The sequence below is a fragment of the Streptomyces zaomyceticus genome (assembly GCF_014656215.1).
GTDB classification, from domain to species: Bacteria; Actinomycetota; Actinomycetes; order Streptomycetales; family Streptomycetaceae; genus Streptomyces; species Streptomyces zaomyceticus.
In genome coordinates, this window is sequence record NZ_BNBZ01000043.1 from 19,108 (window position 1) to 40,039 (window position 20,932).

Consider the following 20,932-nt stretch of genomic DNA (forward strand, 5'->3'; position numbering starts at 1 on the left):
GCACAGGCCGTCAGGCGTAATGTTCAGACATGGACCGCCGCATTTTCGGGCTGGAGAACGAGTACGGCGTCACGTGCACGTTCAGGGGACAGCGCCGACTGTCTCCTGACGAAGTGGCGCGCTACCTCTTCCGCCGTGTCGTGTCATGGGGCCGCAGCAGCAATGTCTTCCTGCGGAACGGCGCCCGCCTGTACCTGGACGTGGGATCGCATCCGGAATACGCCACACCGGAATGCGACGACGTGACCGAACTGGTCACCCACGACAAGGCCGGTGAGCGCATTCTCGAGGGCCTGCTCGTCGACGCCGAACGCCGCCTGCACGAGGAGGGAATCGCGGGCGACGTCTACCTCTTCAAGAACAACACCGACTCGGCCGGAAACTCCTACGGCTGCCACGAGAACTATCTCGTCGCCCGCCACGGGGAGTTCTCCCGGCTCGCGGACATCCTCATTCCGTTCCTCGTCACCCGGCAGCTCATCTGCGGAGCGGGAAAGGTCCTCCAGACCCCACGGGGCGCCGTGTTCTGCGTCTCCCAGCGTGCCGAGCACATCTGGGAGGGCGTCAGCTCCGCGACCACCCGCTCGCGTCCCATCATCAACACCCGGGACGAGCCGCACGCCGACGCCGAGCGCTACCGCCGACTGCACGTGATCGTCGGCGACTCGAACATGTCCGAGACGACCATGCTGCTCAAGGTCGGTGCCACCGATCTCGTGCTCCGCATGATCGAGGCGGGCACGGTGATGCGCGACCTGACCCTGGAGAACCCCATCCGGGCCATCCGTGAGGTCAGTCACGACATCACCGGCCAGCGCAAGGTCCGGCTCGCCAGCGGCCGCGAGGCCTCCGCCCTGGAAGTCCAGCGCGAGTACTACGAGAAGGCGGTCGACTTCGTCGACCGGCGCGGGATCAGGTCCGGCACGGTCGCCCAGGTCCTGGAGCTGTGGGGCCGCACGCTCGACGCGATCGAGAGCGAGCGGCTCGACCGCATCGAGACCGAGATCGACTGGGTCATGAAGCACCGGCTCATCGAGCGCTACCGGGCCAAGCACAACATGACCATGTCGAACCCGAGGGTCGCGCAGATAGACCTCGCCTACCACGACATCCACCGCCGTCGTGGGCTCTACTACCTGCTGCAGAAGAACGGCCAGGCGGCCCGGATCTGCAACGACATGAAGATCTTCGAGGGCAAGTCGGTGCCCCCGCAGACCACTCGGGCCCGGCTCCGCGGCGACTTCATCCGCCGCGCCCAGGAGCAGCGGCGGGACTTCACCGTCGACTGGGTCCACCTCAAGCTGAACGACCAGGCGCAGCGGACCGTGTTGTGCAAGGACCCGTTCCGCTCCGTCGACGACCGGGTCGAAAAGCTGATCGCCGGAATGTAAGCAGGTCATACCGGTCATAGGGCTCCGCACGTCAAACGTGCGGAGCCCTTCGGCGTGACAGGAGCACCCCCTAGAGTGTCGGGACAACTACTGTGCCGTCTGAGATCTGAGGAACACGTGCGCCGACTTGCCGGCCTTCTCGTCGTCCCGCTGCTGCTGCTCTCGACAGCGGCGTGCGGCAGCGACGACAAGGGCTCCGATTCCGCCTCGATGAAGAACGGACTCCCCGCCATCACCGCGGGTGAGAAGTTCGGGGAGAAGCCGACCCTGGCCAAGGGCGTGGGAGACCCGCCCAAGGAACTCAAGGTCAATGTGATCAGCGAGGGCAAGGGGCCGGTCACCAAGAAGGGCGACGCGCTCCAGGTGAACTACCTGGGTCAGGCCTGGGACTCCACCACCCCCTTCGACAACAGCTTCGACCGCGGTCAGCCGTTCGACCTGACCCTCGGTGCCGGCCAGGTCATCAAGGGCTGGGACCAGGGACTCGAGGGCCAGAAGGTCGGCAGCCGTATCGAGATCGGCATCCCGCCGGAGCTCGGCTACGGTGCGGCCGGCCAGGGCGACATCAAGCCCAACGCCACCCTCGTCTTCGTCGTGGACATCCTGAAGGCCGTCACGATCCCGAAGTCCGCCACCGGCACCCCGGTCGCCCAGGACAACAAGGACCTGCCCAAGGTCGGCACGAACACCGACGGCAAGGCGCCCAGCCTGACGGTTCCCAAGGTCGACCCGCCGACCAAGCTCGTCTCGAACTACGTGCTCGAGTCCAAGGGCGAGGTCGTCAAGGCCACCGACACGGTCGTCGTGAACTACGTCGCCGCCCTCTGGAAGGACGGCAAGGTCTTCGACTCGACGTACACCACCGGCAAGCCCGCGAACTTCCCGCTCGCCCAGCTCACGCTGAAGGGCCTCAAGGACGGTCTCGTCGGCAAGAAGATCGGCAGCCGCGTCCTCATCGTCGCGCCGCCGTCCGAGGCGTTCGGCGACAAGGAGCAGCAGGGGATTCCGAAGAACTCCACGCTGGTGTTCGCCGTGGACATCCTCACCAAGGTGTAAGACTGTCCCGATCATGTAGTTCATCAGTATGAGGAGCAGTTCAGTGAGCATCGAGAAGCCCGAGATCGACTTCCCGGGTGGCGAGCCGCCGAAGGACCTGGAGATCAAGGACATCTGGGAGGGCGACGGCGACCTCGCCGAAGCCGGCGACTTCGTGAAGGTCCACTACGTCGGTGTGTCCTTCGACTCCGGCGAGGAGTTCGACGCCTCCTGGAACCGCGGCGCCCCGCTCGACTTCAACCTCGGTGCCGGCCAGGTCATCCAGGGCTGGGACCAGGGCGTCCAGGGCATGAAGGTCGGCGGCCGCCGCCAGCTGGTCATCCCCGCGCACCTCGCCTACGGCGACCGCGGCGCCGGCGGCAAGATCGCCCCGGGCGAGACGCTGATCTTCGTCTGCGACCTCGTGGGCGTCACCAAGCGCTGACCCGCGCACCCCGACCGGTTCCGGTCGCACCGAGGGCCCCCGCCGTTCCCGGCGGGGGCCCTCGGCCGTGGTCCCCGCGCGGTCCCGGCCGTCCCCGACGGATTCCGCGTCCGCGATCCCCACCACCCCCGGCGGGCCCTCGCCCGCGGTCCGGGCTTCGGTCCCGGCTTTGGTCCCGACACCCCGGGGCGGTACGGTCGGACGTCCGAGAAGTGGATCCGGCGAAGGGGTGCGGGGCGTCGATGGCGATTGCCAAGTCCGAGCGGCTGATGAATCTCGCGCTGTGCCTGCTCGGGACACGCCGCCCGCTGAGCAAGCGGGAGCTCCGCGGCTCCATCGAGGCCTACCTCGAAGCGAGCGGCGACGATGCCTTCAACCGCATGTTCGAGCGCGACAAGGACGACCTCCGCGAGCTCGGCCTGGTCATCGAGACCGTCGAGAACCTGGAGGGCGAGACCGGCTACCTCGCCCGCCGCGACTCCAACCGGCTGCCGCCCATCACCCTGGACGCCGAGGAGGCCGCCGCACTCGGCCTCGCCGCCAAGGTCTGGCAGCAGGCCCGCCTCGCCGGAGCCGCCAGCGGCGCCCTCCAGAAGCTCCGCGCCGCCGGGATGCCGGAGGCGGAGGACTCGTACGAGACCCAGCCCAGCGCCCTCGAACCGCGGATCCCCGTCCACGAGGCCGCCTTCGAACCGCTGATGCTGGCCTGCCGCGACCGCCGGCCCGTCGTCTTCGACTACCGCAAGGCCAACGCCGCCCGCCCCGAGCCCCGCCAGGTCGAACCCTGGACCCTCGAATGCTGGCGCGGCCACTGGTACCTGGCCGGCTGGGACCGCGACCGCGGCGCCGAGCGCGTCTTCCGCCTCTCCCGGATCACCGGCAAGGTCCGCTCCCGGGCCGGCGCGTTCACCGCGCCCGTGCCCGACGTCGTCACCGTCCGGGAGACCGTGGAGAGCTGGGCGGGGGAGACCGCCACCCGCTCGGCCCGGATCAGGCTGCGCACCGGCTGCGGCTACCCGCTGCGGGCCCGCGCCCAGTCCGTGAGCGAGGGCGCCGACGGCTGGGACGAGCTGGAGATCCCGTACGGGCACGGCCTCGACGCCTGGCTCGTCGAGTTCGGCCCCGATGTCGTCGTACTGGAACCGGCCGATCTTCGGGCCGACGTGGTGGACCGGCTGCGCGCCGTGGCCAAGGGCTGAGGGGAAGACGTACCGCATGGCTGCCAACGCGATCGACCAGACGAGGCGGATGCTCTCGCTCGTCACCTATCTCCGTGAGCGCCCCGGCGCCCACGTCGCCGACGTCGCCCGCGCCTTCGGGATCACCGAGGACGAGCTGATCTCCGACCTGGACGTGCTGCCCATGTGCGGCACCAGCTTCCGCGGCGGCGACCTCCTCGACATCGACACCGACGGCGACCGGATCTGGTGGCACAACCCCGACGACGTCGCCGCACCACTGCGGCTCGCCGCCGACGAGGCGACCGCCCTCCTGGTCGCCGCCCGCGCCGTCGCCACCCTCCCGGGGCTCCGCGAGAGCGACCGGGAGGCACTTCTGCGTGCCACCGCCAAGCTGGAGGCCGCGGCCGGCGAGGCCGCCGGGGCCAGCTCCCGGCTCTCGGTGACCTTCGAGTCCGAGGGCGGTGTCTTCGCCGAGGTCGACCGGGCGATCTCCGAGCGCCGGCGCCTGTGGGTCCGCTACTACTCGCCCGCGCGCGACGAGCTCACCGAGCGCGAGGTCGACCCGATCCGGCTCTTCGCCGTCGGCCACACCTATATGGAGGCGTGGTGCCGGCTCTCCGAGGCGCGCCGCACCTTCCGGCTCGACCGCGTGGCCGAGATCCGCATCCTCGACGAGCACGCGGCGCCGCCGGAGCTGGAGCTGCGCGACCTCTCCGCGGGCCTGGTCCAGCCCTCCGCCGACGACCCCGAGGTCGTGGTCGAGGTCGGCCCCGGCGGGCGCTGGGTCGCCGAGTACTACCCGCACGACCGGGCCGAGGAGCTGCCGGACGGCGGACTGCGGATCACCCTGCGCACACCGGACCCCGCCTCGCTGCGCCGGCTGGCGCTGCGCCTGGGCAGCGACGGGCGGATCGTCGCGCCGCAGGAGCTCGCCGACAACGCCAGGACGGCGGCCGCCGCCGCGCTGGCCGCGTACGACGGGTGACGTCCCCCGGGCGGGGGACCTTGTCGCCGAAGTGACACCGGAGGCGGGCACGGACCTGCACGGTGGACGCGTGGACGCGGGTCCGCGCGGTCGACGCGGGGGAGTGGGCCCGCACGGTGGTCTCGTGGGCGTGGCGTACGGCGCGTACGAGCGCGAGGGCGGGCGTACGAGGTGGATGAGCACGGGAGTCGGGAGATGAGGGAAATGTCCGTGATGCACGGTTTTACGGCGACGGTGGCCCCGGTCCTCTTCAAAGCCGCCTGCCCCGACTGCCGCTCCCGCTTCGAACTCTCCGCGAGCGCCCTGCGCCTCGCCATCGGGGCGAGCCGCCGCACCACCTTCTACTCCTTCACCTGCCCCGAGTGCGGCAGCTCCGTCCGCAAGCCCGCCGGTGAACGCATCGTCGAACTCCTCACCGGCGGCGGAGTCCGCACCCTGCGCCTCCACACCACCGTCTGAGCCCTCGGCCCTTCCAGTCGGCGTCCGAGCCCTCGGCCTTGCCCGACCGGCGTCCGAGGTCTCGGCCCTCCCCGGCCGGGCGGTCCGGATGCCCGACCCTCCGGCCGCCGTCCCGGCGCTCGCCCCTCACACCCAACGTCTAGGCTCAGGGCATGTTCTGGCCCATGCTCGCCATCGCTCTCGGCTTCCTCGGCATCGCCGTCCTCGGTGTGCTCGCCGTCAAGGTCTTCATCGAGGTCCAGCGCCTCGGCCGTCAAGTGGCCCACACCACACAGCGCATCAGCCAGGCCGCCGAAGACCTCGAGACGGCGGCCGTCGGACTGGCCCGAACCGGCGACTCCCTGCGCTGAGTCCGTGCCGTACCCTGCACGAAGTGGACCCGAACCGGGCTCGCGGGACGCAATCGGGAGTATGCAAGGGCATTGCCCTGCGTTTACTCCTGCGGGTTACGATCGCAGACAGCGCGGTGGCCGGACGCCTGTCCGACCCGCCGGGCACCGCACTCCATGTCGCCTCGGTGAAGAAGGTAAACAGCTATGGGTAGGCTCGGCCCCACCGAGATCATTCTCATCCTCGTCGTCATCATCCTGCTGTTCGGTGCCAAGAAGCTTCCGGACATGGCGCGCTCGCTCGGCAAGTCCGCCCGCATCCTCAAGAGCGAGGCCAAGGCGATGAAGTCCGACGACCAGCAGAGCGCCCCCGCCGACCCGCCGCACGCCGGCACCGGCACGGGAACCGCCGCCCAGGACCAGCCCGCCCCGCGCACCATCCAGGCCGCTCCCGGTGACGTGACCAGCTCGCGTCCCGTGACCGAGCCCTCGGACACCACCAAGCGCTGACCCGGTCCGCCGCGGCCGCCGCACCGGGCGGCGGCCTGCCGCACGAGATGAGGACGTGGGTTGCCCAAGTCTGCCCGCAAGCAGGAGAAGGATCCCGAGGGCCGGATGCCCCTCGTGGAACACCTGCGTGAACTCCGCAACCGACTGGCGAAAGGTCTCCTCGCCGTCGCAGCGGTGACGATCGTGGCCCTCGTGTACAGCGAGGAGCTGATGCAGTTCCTGACGAAGTCGGTCCCCACCTGCGGCCCGAACGTCACCAGCAACGGCGGAAACTGCGCGATCGTCTCCTTCAACACGCTGATGGCCCCGTTCAGCACGACGATCCAGCTGTCGCTGACCACGGGCCTCGTCGTCGCGAGCCCCATCTGGCTCTACCAGCTGTGGGCCTTCGTCGCGCCCGGACTGCACAAGAGCGAGAAGAAGTACACGTACGCCTTCGTCGGCGCCGCCGTACCGCTCTTCTCCGCCGGTGCCTACCTCGCGTACCTGATCCTCCCCATCAGCGTGAAGGTCCTCATCAGCCTCACGCCCGAGGGCTCCGCGAACATCCTCTCGCTCGGCGACGTCCTCGACTTCACCCTCCGCATGGTGCTCGTCTTCGGCCTCGCCTTCGAGCTGCCGCTCGTCCTGGTGATGCTCAACCTGACCGGTGTCCTCACCGGCCGCCGCATGGCCGGCTGGTGGCGCGGCGTGATCATGGGTGTCTTCGTCTTCGGCGCCGTCATCACCCCGACCACCGACCCCGTCGGCATGATCGCCCTCGCCGGACCCATCACCGTCCTGTACTTCGGGGCCGTCGGCTTCTCCCTCCTCAACGACCGGCGACGCAACCGCAACAACCCCGACGCCGCACTCGACGACGACGAAGCCTCCGCGCTCGACCTCACCCCCGAGGCCGTCGGATCCGTCGAACCGGTCGGCGCCTCCCGCGCCCTGCCCGAACAGGCCACCGGAGAGCCCGGCGGTACCGCCGCGCACCGGGTGAACGGCTACGACGACATCACCTGATCCACAGGCGAACCAGGCCGCCGAGGGCCCCCCGGACCACTTCCGGGGGGCCCTCGACGCCGTTCCCGGAGCGTTCCCCCTCCGTTCCCGGGCCGTCCCCGCTCCGTTCCCGAGGAGCCGGAGCGAGGCCCTCCACATCCCCTCGATAAAGATCGCGTCACTGTCACAGGTGGCGGGTAGGCTCGACAACAAGATGACAGAGGACCTCACACCAGCCCAGGCGTACGCGGCCGCACTTGCCCGCAACGCCGAGCAGGCCACCGCGCTGGCCCCCTTCCGCGAGATGTACGAGTTCGGTCTGGACCCCTTCCAGATCGAGGCGTGCAAGGCGCTCGAAGCGGGCAAGGGCGTGCTCGTCGCCGCGCCCACGGGCTCCGGCAAGACCATCGTCGGCGAGTTCGCCGTCCACCTCGCCCTCAGCCAGGGCCGCAAGTGCTTCTACACGACGCCGATCAAGGCACTGTCGAACCAGAAGTACGCCGACCTCGTCAAGCGGTACGGCGCCGACAAGGTCGGCCTGCTCACCGGTGACAACAGCGTCAACGGCGATGCGCCGATCGTGGTCATGACCACCGAAGTCCTCCGCAACATGCTGTACGCGGGCTCCCAGACCCTCTCCGGCCTCGGATACGTGGTCATGGACGAGGTCCACTACCTCTCCGACCGCTTCCGCGGCGCCGTCTGGGAGGAAGTGATCATCCACCTCCCCGAGTCGGTCACCCTGGTCTCACTCTCCGCGACCGTGTCCAACGCCGAGGAGTTCGGCGACTGGCTCGACACCGTCCGCGGCGACACCGAGGTCATCGTCTCCGAGAGCCGCCCCGTACCCCTCTGGCAGCACGTCCTCGCCGGACGCCGGATGTACGACCTCTTCGAGGAGGAGACCGACCACGGCGGCCGCGGCGCCTCCCGCCGCGAGCTCAACCCGGACCTCCTCCGCCTCGCCCGCACCGAGAACACGCGCACGTACAACCCCCGCGACCGGCGCCGCGGCAAGATGGTCCGCGAGGCCGACCGCGAGCGCGAGCGCCGCCAGCGCTCCCGCATCTGGACCCCCGGCCGCCCCGAGGTCATCGAGCGCCTCGACGCCGAAGGGCTCCTGCCCGCCATCACCTTCATCTTCAGCCGCGCCGGCTGCGAAGCCGCCGTACAGCAGTGCCTCTACGCGGGACTCCGCCTCAACGACGACGAGGGACGCCGACGCGTCCGCGAGATCGTCGAGGAGCGCACCGCCGCCATCCCCGACGAGGACCTCCACGTCCTCGGCTACTACGAATGGCTCGAAGCACTGGAGCGGGGCATCGCCGCCCACCACGCCGGCATGCTCCCCACCTTCAAGGAAGTCGTCGAGGACCTCTTCGTCCGAGGCCTCGTCAAGGCCGTCTTCGCCACCGAGACGCTCGCCCTCGGCATCAACATGCCCGCGCGCACCGTCATCCTCGAAAAGCTCGTCAAGTGGAACGGCGAGCAGCACGCCGACATCACCCCCGGCGAATACACCCAGCTCACCGGCCGCGCCGGCCGCCGCGGCATCGACGTCGAGGGCCACGCCGTCGTCCTCTGGCAGCGCGGCCTCGACCCCGAGCACCTCGCCGGCCTCGCGGGCACCCGCACCTACCCCCTGCGCTCCAGCTTCAAGCCCTCGTACAACATGGCGGTCAACCTCGTCGACCAGTTCGGCCGACACCGCTCCCGCGAACTCCTCGAAACCTCCTTCGCCCAGTTCCAGGCCGACCGCTCCGTCGTCGGCATCTCCCGGCAGGTGCAGAAGAACGAGGAAGGGATCCAGGGCTACCGCGAGGGCATGACCTGCCACCTCGGAGACTTCGAGGAGTACGCGCGGCTCCGCCGCGACCTCAAGGACCGCGAGACGGAACTGGCCCGGCAGGGCGCCGCCCAGCGCCGCGCCCAGGCAGCCGGCTCCCTGGAGAAGCTCAAGCCCGGCGACATCATCCACGTGCCCACCGGCAAGTTCGCCGGACTCGCCCTCGTCCTCGACCCCGGCATCCCGGCAGGCCGCACCAACGGGCACCGCGGCTTCGAGCACCACGACGGCCCCCGCCCCCTCGTCCTCACCGCCGAACGACAGGTCAAGAGGCTCGCCTCCATCGACTTCCCCGTCCCGGTCGAGGCACTGGAGCGCATGAGGATCCCCAAGTCCTTCAACCCGCGCTCCCCGCAGTCCCGCCGCGACCTCGCCTCCGCACTCCGGAGCAAGGCCGGACACATCCACCCCGAGCGCCACCACAAGCAGCGCGCCGCGGCCGCCGACGACCGCCAGATCGCCAGGCTGCGCACCGAGATCCGCGCCCACCCCTGCCACGGCTGCGACGAGCGCGAGGACCACGCCCGCTGGGCCGAGCGCTACCACCGACTCCAGCGCGACACCCAGCAGCTGGAACGGCGCATCGAAGGCCGCACCAACACCATCGCCCGCACCTTCGACCGGATCGTCGCGCTCCTCACCGAGCTCGACTACCTCCGCGGCAACGAGGTCACGGAGAACGGCAAGCGACTCGCCCGCCTCTACGGCGAACTCGACCTGCTGGCCAGCGAATGCCTCCGCGACCGCGTCTGGGAAGGCCTCACCCCGGCCGAACTGGCCGCCTGCGTCTCCGCGTTGGTGTTCGAGGCGCGTCAGTCCGACGACGCCGTCGCGCCCAAGCTGCCCACCGGCAACGCCAAGGCCGCACTCGGCGAGATGGTCAGGATCTGGGGCAGGCTCGACGCCCTCGAAGAGGAATTCAAGATCAACCAGGCCGAAGGTGTCGGCCAGCGCGAACCCGACCTCGGCTTCGCCTGGGCCGCCTACCAGTGGGCCTCCGACAAGAGCCTCGACGAGGTGCTGCGCGAGGCCGAGATGCCCGCCGGAGACTTCGTCCGCTGGTGCAAGCAGGTCATCGACGTCCTCGGACAGATCTCGGCGGCCGCGCCCAAGGAGAACAGCACCGTCGCCAAGAACGCCCGCAAGGCCGTGGACGCCCTCCTGAGGGGCGTCGTCGCCTACAGCTCGGTGGGCTGACGGCCCTCCCTCTCCCCGTACCGGACCGGGTGCCCGTGGCGTGATCGCCACGGGCACCCGGCCATTTCGTACGTTCCGCTTGGCGTTGTCCACAGGTCGTCGTCCACAGGGGTGGCGCCGGCCGGGCCCTTCCGATTGCATGGACTCACAAGCAGGGAAGGCCAGTTGGGGAGGGGACGTCCATGACCACGCAAGCCGGTCATCCGCACGCCGGGACGCACGGCGAGGAGCAGCCCACAGAGCCGCGGGCAGCGGCTCCGGCGGCTCCGGTCGTCGTCGAAGGGCCACGAGGCGTGCCCCTCCTCGGCAGCCTCCCCGCCTTCGGCAAGAACCCCCTCGCCTTCTTCGAACAGCTCAGGGACCGCGGCGACATCGTCCGCTGGCGCTTCGGCCGCAAACCCTCCCTCTTCATCGCCCACCCCGACACCGTCGGCGAACTCCTCACCGAGGTCGAGCGCACCTTCGACCAACCCGACCTCGGCATCGCCTTCCGCACCCTCCTCGGCAACGGCGTCATCGTCTCCAAGGGAGCCGACTGGCGCCGCAAGCGCTCCCTGGTACAGCCCTCCGTCCGGCCGAAGCAGGTCCGCTCCTACGCGGCGACCATGAGCGAATGCGCCGTCGCCCTCGCCGACCGGTGGACCGACGGACAAGCCATCGACATCAAGAAGGAGATGGCCGCCCTCACCCAACTCGTCGCGGTCCGCACCATCTTCGGAGTCGACACCGCCGCTGACGCCGAAGCGATCGGCCGGGCGATGGACGTCGCCCAGAAGGAGATCGGCGCCGAGTTCAGCGGCATCGGAGCCGTCCTGCCCGACTGGCTGCCCACCCCCGGACGCACCCGCATCAAGCGCGCCACCGCCGTCATCGACGCCGAGGTCTCCCGCGTCGTCTCCCGCCACCGAGACGGCGACACCGAACGCCCCGACCTCCTCAGCCGCCTCCTCGCCGCCCGGGACGAGACCGGCGCCCCCCTCTCCGACCAGGAGATACGCGACGAGACCGTCACCCTCTACATCGGCGGCCACGAGACCACGAGCTCCACACTCGTCTGGGCCTGGTACCTGCTCTCCCGCAACCACCGGGTCCGCGACGCCCTCACGGAGGAGCTCGACCGCGTCCTCGCCGACCACGAGCCCGGCTACGACGACTACGCCTCTCTCACCTACACCCAGGCCGTCATCAAGGAGACCCTGCGCCTCTACCCCACGATCTGGCTGATCACCGGCCTCGCCAAGGAAGGTGCCACCCTCGGCGGCACGGCCGTCCCCGCCGGCACCCGCGTCTGGTCCAGCCAATGGGCCACCCACCGCGACCCCCGCTGGTACGGCGACGCCGAAGCCTTCCGACCCGAACGCTGGATCGCGCGGGACGGCGAACCCGCCGAGGACATACCCGAATACGCCTGGTTCCCCTTCGGCGGCGGCCCCCGCGTCTGCCTCGGCACCCGCTTCGCCCTCGTGGAGGCCGTCCTGATCCTCGCGGTCCTCGCCCGCCGCTACCACCTCGACCTCACCACCGACGAGATCCTCCCCGTCCCGAGCCTCACCCTCCAACCGGACCGCGACGTCCTGGCCACGGTCCGCGCGAGGGGCTGAGGGCCGGGCCAAGAGACTGCGGACCGCGCGGGCGAAGCCCCGAAAGCGGGGAAGGCGCGGCCGTGTGCCGGGAGGCCGCGCCAGGGATCAGGCAGCCGGTCCCGAAGCCAAAGCCGTCGCCAACTCCCTGAGATCGTCGGCGCGCAGGACCCGGTCGCCGAATCCCGGCAGTGGGACATGCAAGGAGGACGTCCAACGGGGCGGGACCGCCCCCGCCCCGTACACGGCGCCCGCGAGCATGCCCGTCACGGCCGCCACGGTGTCCGTGTCCCCGCCCAGGTCCACGGCCGCGGCGAGGGCCTCCTCGAAGGAACCGGTGGTGCGCAGCGCCCAGACCGCCGAACCGAGACAGGGCCAGACCGCACCGTTGAACTCGGTCGCATCGTCCGGATGCCAGCCGGGCGCGAGGACCGTCGACCAGCGCTCCCGGTGCGCCGCGTCGACCTCGGCGAGCGTCGCGGGCACGGCGGCGACCGGATCCTCGCCGAGAAGCGCGACCCGGATCAGTTCGTGGAGGATCGCCGTACCCTCCCAGGCCGCGCCGTCGCCGTGGGTGAGGCCGCTGATCCGGCGGGCGGCGTCCATCGTCTCCACCCGTCCCCGGGCGGCGAAGTACACGGCGGAGGTGGAGGCGCGCATCAGCGAACCGTTTCCCGCGGCCCGGCCGTTGACCTGGAAGTGCAGTGCGGCGGCCAGGTCCCAGGGGTCACCGCCGAGCAGGACCTGCTCGGTCTGGAGACCGATGTCCTTGGGGTCGGCCGCCGCCCAGCGACGGAAGCGGTCGAAGAGGTCCGGCAGGTCGACGCCGCCCCGTTCGAGGAGCGATTCCCCGACCAGGACGGCCATCTGGGTGTCGTCCGTCGCCTCGCCCGGATCCCAGCCGCCGCCTCCGCACAGCTCCCCGACTCCGTCGGGGAAGCGCTCCCGGAACGCTCCCGGAAGCCCGAACTCGAAGGGGGCGCCCAGTGCGTCGCCCGCGGCTGAGCCGAGGACGGCGCCCACGGACCGGTCGATGTCTGGCATCCGGTCAGCGTAGAGCCGGCTCATGCGGCCGTGCCGGCGCCCGGGATGTCCGGACCGCACGGACCACCAGGAACAGGGGCAGCCCGATGGGGGAGAGAAGGATCGTCAGGAGGAGCAGAGGAGCCATCAGAAGGGGTGACACGGAGAGGCGACGGGCCTCTCGGTACATCCACTGGCCCAACAGCAGGTCCCAGGCGAGGATCTGGGCCCAGATCGCCCCGGCTCCGTTCGGGAGCCGCACCAGCTCGCGGAAGGTGTCGATGTCGGGGCTGCTGACCGCGGTCCAGAGCTCGGGCAGGACCGGCGCGGCCAGGACGGCCCACAGGGCCAGGAGCGGCAGCACGGTCAGGGGTGAGGCCGCGACGCGTTCGGTGAACCGCCAGGCCGGCGCGAAGATCATCAGCAGCCAGACGGGCGCTGCCAGGAAGAACGCCAGCTCGAAGAGGAATCCCGTCATGACGTGAGCTCCTCGGAGGGGGGAGCCGTGGGGGCGGGGGAGGGAGGGGAGGGGGAGGGGGAGGGGGAGGGGGAGGGGGAGGCCCCCCGGAGGGAGAGCGCCGCGGCCGCGCCGCCGAGCAGCACGATCGCCCCCGCGCCGGCCAGCGTCGCTCCGTCCGGGGCGAGCAGGGCCTGGCCGCGCAGTGCCTGCCAGGTCAGCAGGACGAAGGTCGCGGCATAGGCGGCCGAGGCGGTGAGGGTGAGCCGGAGGCGTACCCGTTCGTCCGCGAATCGCGCGAAGCGCGGGGCGAGGGAGGCCATGACAAGGAGCAGCAGCGGGAGCAGTTGGAGTGCGTGCATGCCGAAGAAGTGAGGGATGCGCAGGTCGCCGCCGTTGCTTGCCCAGCCGGTCAGTGGCATCGACGGGCCGCCGTCCGGTACCCCGACGGCGTGGGCGCCCGCGATCGGCGGGTTGTCGACCGCCAGTTGTTCGGGGGTCGGAGGGACCATCTGGAAGCCCACGGCGGCGCCCGCGAGGGCGATCAGCGAGGACAGCCGGACGGCCCAGGCCATGGCCCGGTCGAGGATACGGGCGCGCAGCAGGAGGACGGCGATGACCAGGGCGCCCAGCCAGAGCACGACGACCGTGCCGCCCATGATCTGGAAGACGGCGTTGTCGAAGGGGGTCGCCTGGTTGAAGTGGCTCTGCTTGCCGCGGATCACCTGGAGGACGATGAGGATCATTTCGCCGGCACTGGCGACGGTGACCACGGTTCCGGCCCACCAGCCGACGCGGCGGCCTCGCGGCAGTAACGAGAGCATCCAGGCCAGCGACAGGGCGTACGCGACGAACGAGACCGAGAACTTGAAGGGCTTGGTCCAGATCGGCACGCCGACCAGGACCCGGTCGTCGGTGAGGATGCCGACGGCGGAGACCAGGGCGAGAGCGCCCATGGAGGTGGCGAACCAGAGCAGTGGCCGGTGGAGCCGGTCGGCCGGCCGGGTGCCCGAATGACCGAGTGGGTCACCGAGCGGGTCACCGGGTGGTTTCAGTGCGGACATACGGATCCCCCCGTGGAAAGTATGGATAGTGGGACTCTCCACTATCTGATAGCGCCACTATCTATGATGGGGGTGTCGTTCGGCAAGGCCGAAGCAGGACCAGGAAGGTGAACACGCTTTGCGCATCGGAGAGTTGAGTCGCAGGACCGGGGTGTCCGTGCCGACGATCAAGTTCTATGTACGGGAAGGACTGCTCCCGGCCGGAGAACTGACGAGCCCGAACCAGGCCTCGTACGGGGAGGCGCATGTCCAGCGCCTCCGCCTCGTCCGGGCGCTCCTCGACGTGGGCGGTCTGTCGGTCGCGAGCATCCGTGAGGTGATCGTGGCGGTGGACGACCCCGAGCGGTCGGTGCACAAGCTGCTGGGCACGGTGGCCGGCGGACTGGTGCCGAGCTACGGCCGGGAGCCGGGTGACGGGATCGAGGAGGCGCGGAAGCAGGTCGCCGCGCTGATCACCTCACGTGGCTGGCGCGCGAATCCGGGCAGTCCGGCCGCGGAGGCGCTGGCGGTGGCCCTCGCGGCTCTCGAAGAGGCCGGTCACGGGGCGTTCACCGAGGTCCTCGGCGCCTACGCGGACGCGGCGGAGGCGGTGGCGCGGGCCGATCTGGGATACGTGGCGCACAACGTGGCGCGCGAGCAGCTCGTGGAGAGCGTGGTCGTCGGCACGGTCGTCGGCGACGCGATCTTCTCGGCGCTGCGGCGCCTGGCCCAGACGGACGCCTCGGACCGCATGTTCGGCGAGGCGACGTAGCGGAGGGGCAGGGCTCGGGAAGAAGGGGTGGAGCCCTGACGGGGGAGGGCGCGAACCTCTGAGGGGAGGCTCTTGCGGCCGTGGCTCGGGGGCCTGGGGCCCTGGCGGCCGCGGCTCCGGAGCCGTGAGGGGAGACCCCTGGCGGCCGTGGCTGCGGAGCCCCGACGGGAGCCCCTGGCGGGCGCGGTGGCTGAGCCCCGGCGGGGAAGTGGTGGTGCTCCGGCGGGGAGGGGCGGCCCCGCGGAAGGGGGCCCGGGGGTGTGCCCCCGGGCCCGGTGCCTCAGTTCTCCTGCTCGCGCTCCACCTGGTCGTTCCACTCGCGCTTGATCGCGCGCCACGCCTCGTCCGACTTCCCCAGACGCCAGTAGCCCGAGATCGACAGGCGCTCGCGCGGCACCTCGCGGTCCAGCCGCAGATGGCGGCGGAGCTCCTTCACGAAGCCCGCCTCGCCGTGGACGAAGGCGTGGACGTCGCCCGCCGGGAAGTCCAGGGTCTGCACGGCCTCGACGACGGCCTCGCCCGCCGGCCGGTCGCCCCGGTGCAGCCAGGTGACGTGGATGCCGTCCGCCGTCGCGAACTTCTGCTCCTCGGCGGCGTCCGAGATCTCCACGAACGCGTGCACCCGCGCACCGGCGGGCAGCCGCTCCAGGGCCACCGCGATGGCCGGCAGGGCGCTCTCGTCGCCCGCGAGCAGGTGCCAGTCCGCCGCCGGGTCCGGCGTGTAGCCGCCGCCGGGGCCGAGGAAACGGATCGTGTCGCCGGCCGTGGCGCGTGCCGCCCACGGGCCCGCGAGGCCCTCGTCGCCGTGGACGACGAAGTCGATGGTCAGTTCGCGGTGGACCGGGTCCCAGGCCCGCACGGTGTACGTCCGGGTCGTCGGCCACTGCTCCCGGGGGAACTCCTCCCGGATCCGGTCCATGTCGAACGGCTCCGGGTAGGCGACGCCCTCGGGGGCGAAGAGGAGCTTCACGTAGTGGTCGGTGTAGGTGCCCACCTCGAAGGCGTCGAGGCCGGATCCGCTCAGGACGACCCGCACCATGTGCGGGGTGATCCGCTCGGTGCGCACCACGCGCGCTTCGGTGGCCTTCGGTGCCTTGCGGGGCTGGTCCGCCACGAGGGTCTCTCCTGACTCGACGTAACTCGACGTACTTAGGTATGCCTAAGCTAGCATCCCGAGCCGCGATCGACCCAGCGTGGCCTGTTCTCGTCGCCCGGGGGCGGACGGCCGGGCCGCCTGCGGCCGCCCCCGGCCCGGCTCCCGGGCCGCCCCCCGGCTCCGCCCTGCCCCCCGGCCCGCGCCCCGGCTCGCCCCGCCCCCCGGCTCGCCGCCGGCCATCCGCCCCCCCGCGGGCCTACGCGCCCTCTCGGCGTTCCAGCACCGGGAGCAGACGCCCCACCGCGCCGCCGAGGCCCCAGCGCTTCACCAGGGCGTCGAGTGCCGCCGGGTCGCGGGGGGTGGCCGGCAGGGTCGCGTCGAACTCCGGCAGGGGTACGTCCCCGGCGACGCGCACCACCGTCGGAGCGACGTCCAGATACGCGGCCGCCTCCACGATCCCGCGCCGCTTGGCCGGGGTGAGCTTCGACGTCCGGTCCTCGGCCGCCGCCCGTACGCCCGCCAGGTCCCCGTACTCCGTGATCAGCTGCGCCGCCGTCTTCTCGCCGATGCCCTTCACGCCGGGGAGGCCGTCGCTGGCGTCCCCCCGCAGGGCCGCGAAGTCCGCGTACCGGTCGGGTCGCACCCCGTACTTCGTCAGGATCAGTTCCGCGTCCACCAGGTCGCAGTCGCCGACGCCCTTGCGCGGGTACAGGACCCGTACGCCCCGCGCGTCGTCCACCAGCTGGAACAGGTCGCGGTCGCCCGTGACGATGTCCACGGGGCCGGACGCGTGTCCCGCGAGCGTCCCGATCACGTCGTCCGCCTCGTATCCGTCGGCCCCGATCCGGGCGATGCCGAGCGCCGCCAGGACCTCCTCGATCACCGGCACCTGCGGGGACAGCGTGTCCGGGATCTCCTCCTCGTCCGGGCCGGCCTCCGTCTCGACGGCCACGCGGTGTGCCTTGTACGAGGGGATCAGGTCCACCCGCCACTGCGGACGCCAGTCGTTGTCCCAGCACGCGACGAGATCGTCGGGCCGGTGGTCCTGTACGAGCCGGGTGATGAAGTCGAGCAGCCCGCGTACGGCGTTCACGGGCGAGCCGTCGGGGGCCCGGACGGAGTCCGGTACGCCGAAGTAGGCGCGGAAGTAGAGGCTGGCGGTGTCGAGGAGCATCAGGCGTCGAGTCACCTCCCCTATTTTATGGCGCGGTTCGCCACCGGGAGGCCGAGGCCGGGCCCACACGCCGGTGTTACGGGGTGCCGTGTCGCCCCCCGACGCGACACCCCGCGACCGCCTCGCCCGGCCGGAAACCGGCCGCCTCACGTGACCCCCGTCACCTTTGCGTTTGCACCCTGCGAAGCCGGGCAGGCGCGAGCCCGGAGCGGAGCCCGGTACGGGATTCGACGAAAGGAATCCCCGTGCGCGACGGGTCCGCGGGCCGATCCCGCCCGCTCCACGGCCCGGCCGCGCGGGGGTGGTGGGGCCGTTCTTCGTTGCTACCCGTGAGGTGTATGTGTCCAGGCTTCAGGCGGACCACCTGTACAAGGTGTTCGGCAGACGACCCGACGAAGCCGTCCGCAGGCTCGCCGTCGGCGACACCGACCGCGAGGAGCTGCGCGCCGAGGGGACGACAGCAGCCGTCGTGGACGCCGGTTTCACCGTCGAGCCCGGCCAGATCTTCGTCGTGATGGGGCTCTCCGGGTCCGGCAAGTCCACCCTCCTGCGCATGCTCAACGGCCTCCTGGAGCCCACCGCCGGCCGCGTCCTCTTCGACGGCCGTGACCTCACCGCGCTCTCCCCCCGCGATCTGCGCGCCGTCCGCTCCACCAAGATCAGCATGGTCTTCCAGCACTTCGCGCTCTTCCCGCACCGAAACGTCCTGGAGAACGCCGGCTACGGCCTGGAGGTCCAGGGTGTCCCGCGCGCCGAGCGCGAGACCCGGGCCGCCGAGGCCCTCGAACTGTGCGGACTCGCCGGCTGGGAGAAGTCCTGGCCCGACGAGCTCTCCGGCGGCATGCAGCAGCGCGTCGGTCTGGCCCGCGCCCTCGCCACCGACGCCGACCTGCTCCTCATGGACGAGTCCTTCAGCGCGCTCGACCCGCTCATCCGCCGTGACATGCAGGACCAGCTCCTCGTCCTCCAGCAGCGGCTGAAGAAGACGATCGTCTTCATCACCCACGACCTCAACGAGGCCATGCGCCTCGGCGACCGGATCGCCGTCATGCGCGACGGCCGGATCGTGCAGCTGGGCACCGCCGAGGACATCCTCGTCCGCCCCGCCGACGACTACGTCGCCTCCTTCATCCAGGACGTCGACCGCTCCCGGGTGCTCACCGCGTCCGCCGTCATGGCGGAGGGCGCCACTCCCGCCGACTGCCCCGCCGACTGTGCCTGCGAGGCCGTCGGGCCGGACACGCTCGTCGCCGACCTGTGCGCCGTCGCCGCCCGCGCCCCGCACCCGGTGACCGTCGCGGACTCCGACGGCGCCGTCCTCGGCGTCGTACCGACCGAACGCCTCCTCGCCGTCATGGGCGGACTCGGCGCGACGGAAGCGGACCTCGCGCCGGAAGCGGGCTACGCCGCGGCGAAGGCCCCGAAGCTCCCGCCCGCCCCCCGGCCTCCGGCCGCCCCGCAGGCTCCCGAGCCCCCGGGGGAGCCCCGAGCCGTGCCGGCCGCCAAGGACGCCGAGGAGGTGACCGCCCGTGCCTAGGCTTCCCCTCGGTGAGTGGGTCGACAGCTCCGTCGACTGGCTCCAGGCCCAGTTCTCCTGGCTCTTCGACGCCGTCAGCACCGGTGTCACCGGCCTCTACGACGGCATCGACACCGTCCTTTCCGCACCCCAGCCGCTGCTCTTCGCCGGCATCCTCGCCGTCGTCGCCTGGTGGCTGCGCGGTCTCGCCGCCGGTGTCATGGCCTTCGCCGGGTTCGCGCTCGTCGACGCGGTCCAGCTGTGGGACGAGGCGATGGCGACGCTGTCCCTCGTCCTCGTCGCCACCCTGGTGACGCTGGTGATCGCCGTACCGCTCGGCATCTGGGCGGCCCGCTCGAAGACCGTCAGTGCCGTTCTGCGGCCGGTCCTCGACTTCATGCAGACCATGCCGGCGATGGTCTATCTCATCCCCGGCATCATCTTCTTCGGCGTCGGTGTCGTCCCCGGCATCATCGCCACGATCGTCTTCGCGCTGCCCCCGGGCGTGCGCATGACCGAGCTGGGCATCCGTCAGGTCGACGGTGAACTCGTCGAGGCCGCCGAGGCCTTCGGCACCACCCCGCGCAACACCCTGCTGCGTGTGCAGCTCCCGCTGGCCCTGCCGACGATCATGGCGGGCGTCAACCAGGTCATCATGCTGGGCCTGTCCATGGTCGTCATCGCCGGCATGGTCGGCGGCGGCGGGCTCGGCGGGGCGGTCTACCGCGCCATCGGCAACGTCGACATCGGCCTCGGCTTCGAGGCCGGTGTGTCCATCGTCGTCCTCGCCATGTACCTGGACCGGATGACCGGCGCCCTCGGCCGTCAGGTCTCCCCGCTGGGCCGCCGCGCCGCCGCCAAGGCCCGCGCGGCGCTGAGCGCGAAGCGGCCCGGGGCGAAGCTCTGGGCCCATCGCCCGCAGCCGGTCACGGCTCTCGTCGGTGTGGTCGTCCTGGCTCTCGTCGCCGGCGGTTCGGGCCTCCTCGGTTCCGGCGGCGCGGGCTCCGCGACCGCCTCGGGGGCGAAGGGCGGCAACGGCAAGAAGATCAGCATCGGCTACATCCCCTGGGACGAGGGCATCGCCTCCACGTACCTGTGGAAGGAACTGCTCGAACGCCGGGGTTACGAGGTCGACACCAAGCAGCTGGAGGCAGGCGCCCTCTACACGGGCCTGGCCGGCGGCCAGCTCGACTTCCAGACCGACGCCTGGCTCCCCGTCACCCACGCCCAGTACTGGGAGAAGTACCGGAACAAGCTGGAGGACCTCGGCTCCTGGTACGGCCCCACCTCCCTGGAGCTCTCCGTTCCCTCGTACGTGAAGGGCGTCGACTCCCTCGCCGACCTCAAGGGCAAGGCGGGACAGTTCAAGGGCCGGATCGTCGGCATCGAGCCCAGCGCCGGAATGATGGGCATCCTCAAGGACAAGGTCCTCAAGGAGTACGGCCTGGAGGGCGAGTACGAGGTCGTCGACGGTTCCACGCCCGGCATGCTCGCCGAGCTGAAGCGCGCGTACGAGCGCAAGGAACCGGTCGTCGTCACCCTCTGGTCGCCGCACTGGGCCTACGCGGCCCACGACCTGAAGAAGCTCGACGACCCGAAGGGCTCCTGGGGCAAGGGCGACGGCGTCCACACCCTCGCCCGTAAGGGTTTCGCCGGGGAGAACCCCGAGGTCGGCACCTGGCTGAAGAACTTCGAGCTGACCGAGAAGCAGCTCACCGACCTCGAAGCCGTGATCCAGAAGACCGGCAAGGGCAAGGAGCAGCAGGCGGTCCGTACCTGGCTGGACAGCAATCCCGGCCTCGCCGACAAGCTCGCCCCGCAGTAGTTCCGCAGGAGTCCCGCTGGATTCCCGCACTGGTCTCGCGGGAGATTCCCGGTGGTCCCGGAGGGGTTCCCCCGTGGTTCC

The 20,932-nt window shown here is 71.0% G+C and carries 19 protein-coding genes; 14 read left to right on the forward strand and 5 right to left on the reverse strand.

Features of this window, described 5'->3' with window-relative positions:
* The first annotated feature begins 29 nt into the window (after positions 1–29).
* From pafA to IE311_RS33665, 11 genes are all read left to right on the forward strand, one after another.
* On the forward strand, positions 30–1,391 hold the full coding sequence (gene pafA / locus IE311_RS33615; protein ID WP_055644453.1) for a Pup--protein ligase: 1,362 nt from the start codon (positions 30–32) through the stop codon (positions 1,389–1,391).
* A gap of 117 nt (positions 1,392–1,508) precedes the next feature.
* On the forward strand, positions 1,509–2,447 hold the full coding sequence (locus IE311_RS33620) for an FKBP-type peptidyl-prolyl cis-trans isomerase (RefSeq protein ID WP_189835671.1): 939 nt from the start codon (positions 1,509–1,511) through the stop codon (positions 2,445–2,447).
* A gap of 43 nt (positions 2,448–2,490) precedes the next feature.
* Positions 2,491–2,871 carry an FKBP-type peptidyl-prolyl cis-trans isomerase gene (locus IE311_RS33625; RefSeq protein WP_189835672.1) on the forward strand — a complete coding sequence of 127 codons (381 nt, stop codon included), beginning with the start codon at positions 2,491–2,493 and terminating at the stop codon, positions 2,869–2,871.
* A gap of 242 nt (positions 2,872–3,113) precedes the next feature.
* On the forward strand, positions 3,114–4,070 hold the full coding sequence (locus IE311_RS33630; protein WP_189835673.1) for a helix-turn-helix transcriptional regulator: 957 nt from the start codon (positions 3,114–3,116) through the stop codon (positions 4,068–4,070).
* Between the two features lie 16 nt (positions 4,071–4,086).
* Complete coding sequence (locus tag IE311_RS33635) at positions 4,087–5,037, forward strand: helix-turn-helix transcriptional regulator (RefSeq protein ID WP_189835674.1); 951 nt, start codon at positions 4,087–4,089, stop codon at positions 5,035–5,037.
* A gap of 195 nt (positions 5,038–5,232) precedes the next feature.
* Positions 5,233–5,496, forward strand: a complete 264-nt coding sequence (locus IE311_RS33640; protein ID WP_055598400.1) for a CpXC domain-containing protein — start codon at positions 5,233–5,235, stop codon at positions 5,494–5,496.
* Positions 5,497–5,648: 152 nt separating this feature from the next.
* Positions 5,649–5,846 carry a hypothetical protein gene (locus IE311_RS33645; protein ID WP_189835675.1) on the forward strand — a complete coding sequence of 66 codons (198 nt, stop codon included), beginning with the start codon at positions 5,649–5,651 and terminating at the stop codon, positions 5,844–5,846.
* 186 nt (positions 5,847–6,032) lie between these two features.
* Complete coding sequence (gene tatA / locus IE311_RS33650; RefSeq protein ID WP_189835676.1) at positions 6,033–6,335, forward strand: Sec-independent protein translocase subunit TatA; 303 nt, start codon at positions 6,033–6,035, stop codon at positions 6,333–6,335.
* Between the two features lie 105 nt (positions 6,336–6,440).
* Positions 6,441–7,343 (forward strand): twin-arginine translocase subunit TatC, encoded by a 903-nt coding sequence (gene tatC / locus IE311_RS33655; protein WP_189835698.1) that lies wholly within the window; start codon positions 6,441–6,443, stop codon positions 7,341–7,343.
* A gap of 193 nt (positions 7,344–7,536) precedes the next feature.
* Positions 7,537–10,365 carry a DEAD/DEAH box helicase gene (locus tag IE311_RS33660; RefSeq protein WP_189835677.1) on the forward strand — a complete coding sequence of 943 codons (2,829 nt, stop codon included), beginning with the start codon at positions 7,537–7,539 and terminating at the stop codon, positions 10,363–10,365.
* Positions 10,366–10,547: 182 nt separating this feature from the next.
* Positions 10,548–11,966 (forward strand): cytochrome P450, encoded by a 1,419-nt coding sequence (locus IE311_RS33665; protein WP_189835678.1) that lies wholly within the window; start codon positions 10,548–10,550, stop codon positions 11,964–11,966.
* An 87-nt stretch (positions 11,967–12,053) separates the two neighbouring features.
* On the opposite strand, the gene IE311_RS33670 is transcribed toward IE311_RS33665, so the two are convergent.
* Genes IE311_RS33670 through IE311_RS33680 form a run of 3 tightly spaced genes read right to left on the reverse strand, consistent with a single transcriptional unit; the run spans position 12,054 to position 14,381 of the window.
* Positions 12,054–12,989: an ADP-ribosylglycohydrolase family protein gene (locus tag IE311_RS33670; protein ID WP_189835679.1), complete on the reverse strand. Its 936-nt coding sequence runs from the start codon at positions 12,987–12,989 to the stop codon at positions 12,054–12,056.
* A gap of 4 nt (positions 12,990–12,993) precedes the next feature.
* Positions 12,994–13,446 carry an ABA4-like family protein gene (locus IE311_RS33675; protein ID WP_189835680.1) on the reverse strand — a complete coding sequence of 151 codons (453 nt, stop codon included), beginning with the start codon at positions 13,444–13,446 and terminating at the stop codon, positions 12,994–12,996.
* On the reverse strand, positions 13,443–14,381 hold the full coding sequence (locus IE311_RS33680) for a hypothetical protein (protein WP_189835699.1): 939 nt from the start codon (positions 14,379–14,381) through the stop codon (positions 13,443–13,445). The genes IE311_RS33675 and IE311_RS33680 overlap by 4 nt, the downstream gene beginning before the upstream one ends.
* Positions 14,382–14,607: 226 nt before the next feature.
* Between IE311_RS33680 and IE311_RS33685 the strand changes: the two genes are divergently transcribed.
* Complete coding sequence (locus tag IE311_RS33685; RefSeq protein WP_189835681.1) at positions 14,608–15,240, forward strand: MerR family transcriptional regulator; 633 nt, start codon at positions 14,608–14,610, stop codon at positions 15,238–15,240.
* 280 nt (positions 15,241–15,520) lie between these two features.
* Here the strand turns inward: IE311_RS33685 and IE311_RS33690 are convergent, their stop codons facing one another.
* Positions 15,521–16,354 carry a siderophore-interacting protein gene (locus IE311_RS33690; RefSeq protein ID WP_189835682.1) on the reverse strand — a complete coding sequence of 278 codons (834 nt, stop codon included), beginning with the start codon at positions 16,352–16,354 and terminating at the stop codon, positions 15,521–15,523.
* 238 nt (positions 16,355–16,592) lie between these two features.
* Positions 16,593–17,510: a 5'-3' exonuclease gene (locus tag IE311_RS33695; RefSeq protein ID WP_189835700.1), complete on the reverse strand. Its 918-nt coding sequence runs from the start codon at positions 17,508–17,510 to the stop codon at positions 16,593–16,595.
* A gap of 340 nt (positions 17,511–17,850) precedes the next feature.
* Between IE311_RS33695 and IE311_RS33700 the strand changes: the two genes are divergently transcribed.
* Together IE311_RS33700 and IE311_RS33705 are read left to right on the forward strand one after the other, a co-directional pair.
* Complete coding sequence (locus IE311_RS33700) at positions 17,851–19,047, forward strand: quaternary amine ABC transporter ATP-binding protein (RefSeq protein ID WP_229902336.1); 1,197 nt, start codon at positions 17,851–17,853, stop codon at positions 19,045–19,047.
* Positions 19,040–20,851, forward strand: coding sequence for an ABC transporter permease/substrate binding protein (locus tag IE311_RS33705; RefSeq protein ID WP_189835683.1), 1,812 nt, complete (start codon positions 19,040–19,042; stop codon positions 20,849–20,851). Before IE311_RS33700 ends, IE311_RS33705 begins: the two co-directional genes overlap by 8 nt.
* Positions 20,852–20,932 lie beyond the last annotated feature (81 nt).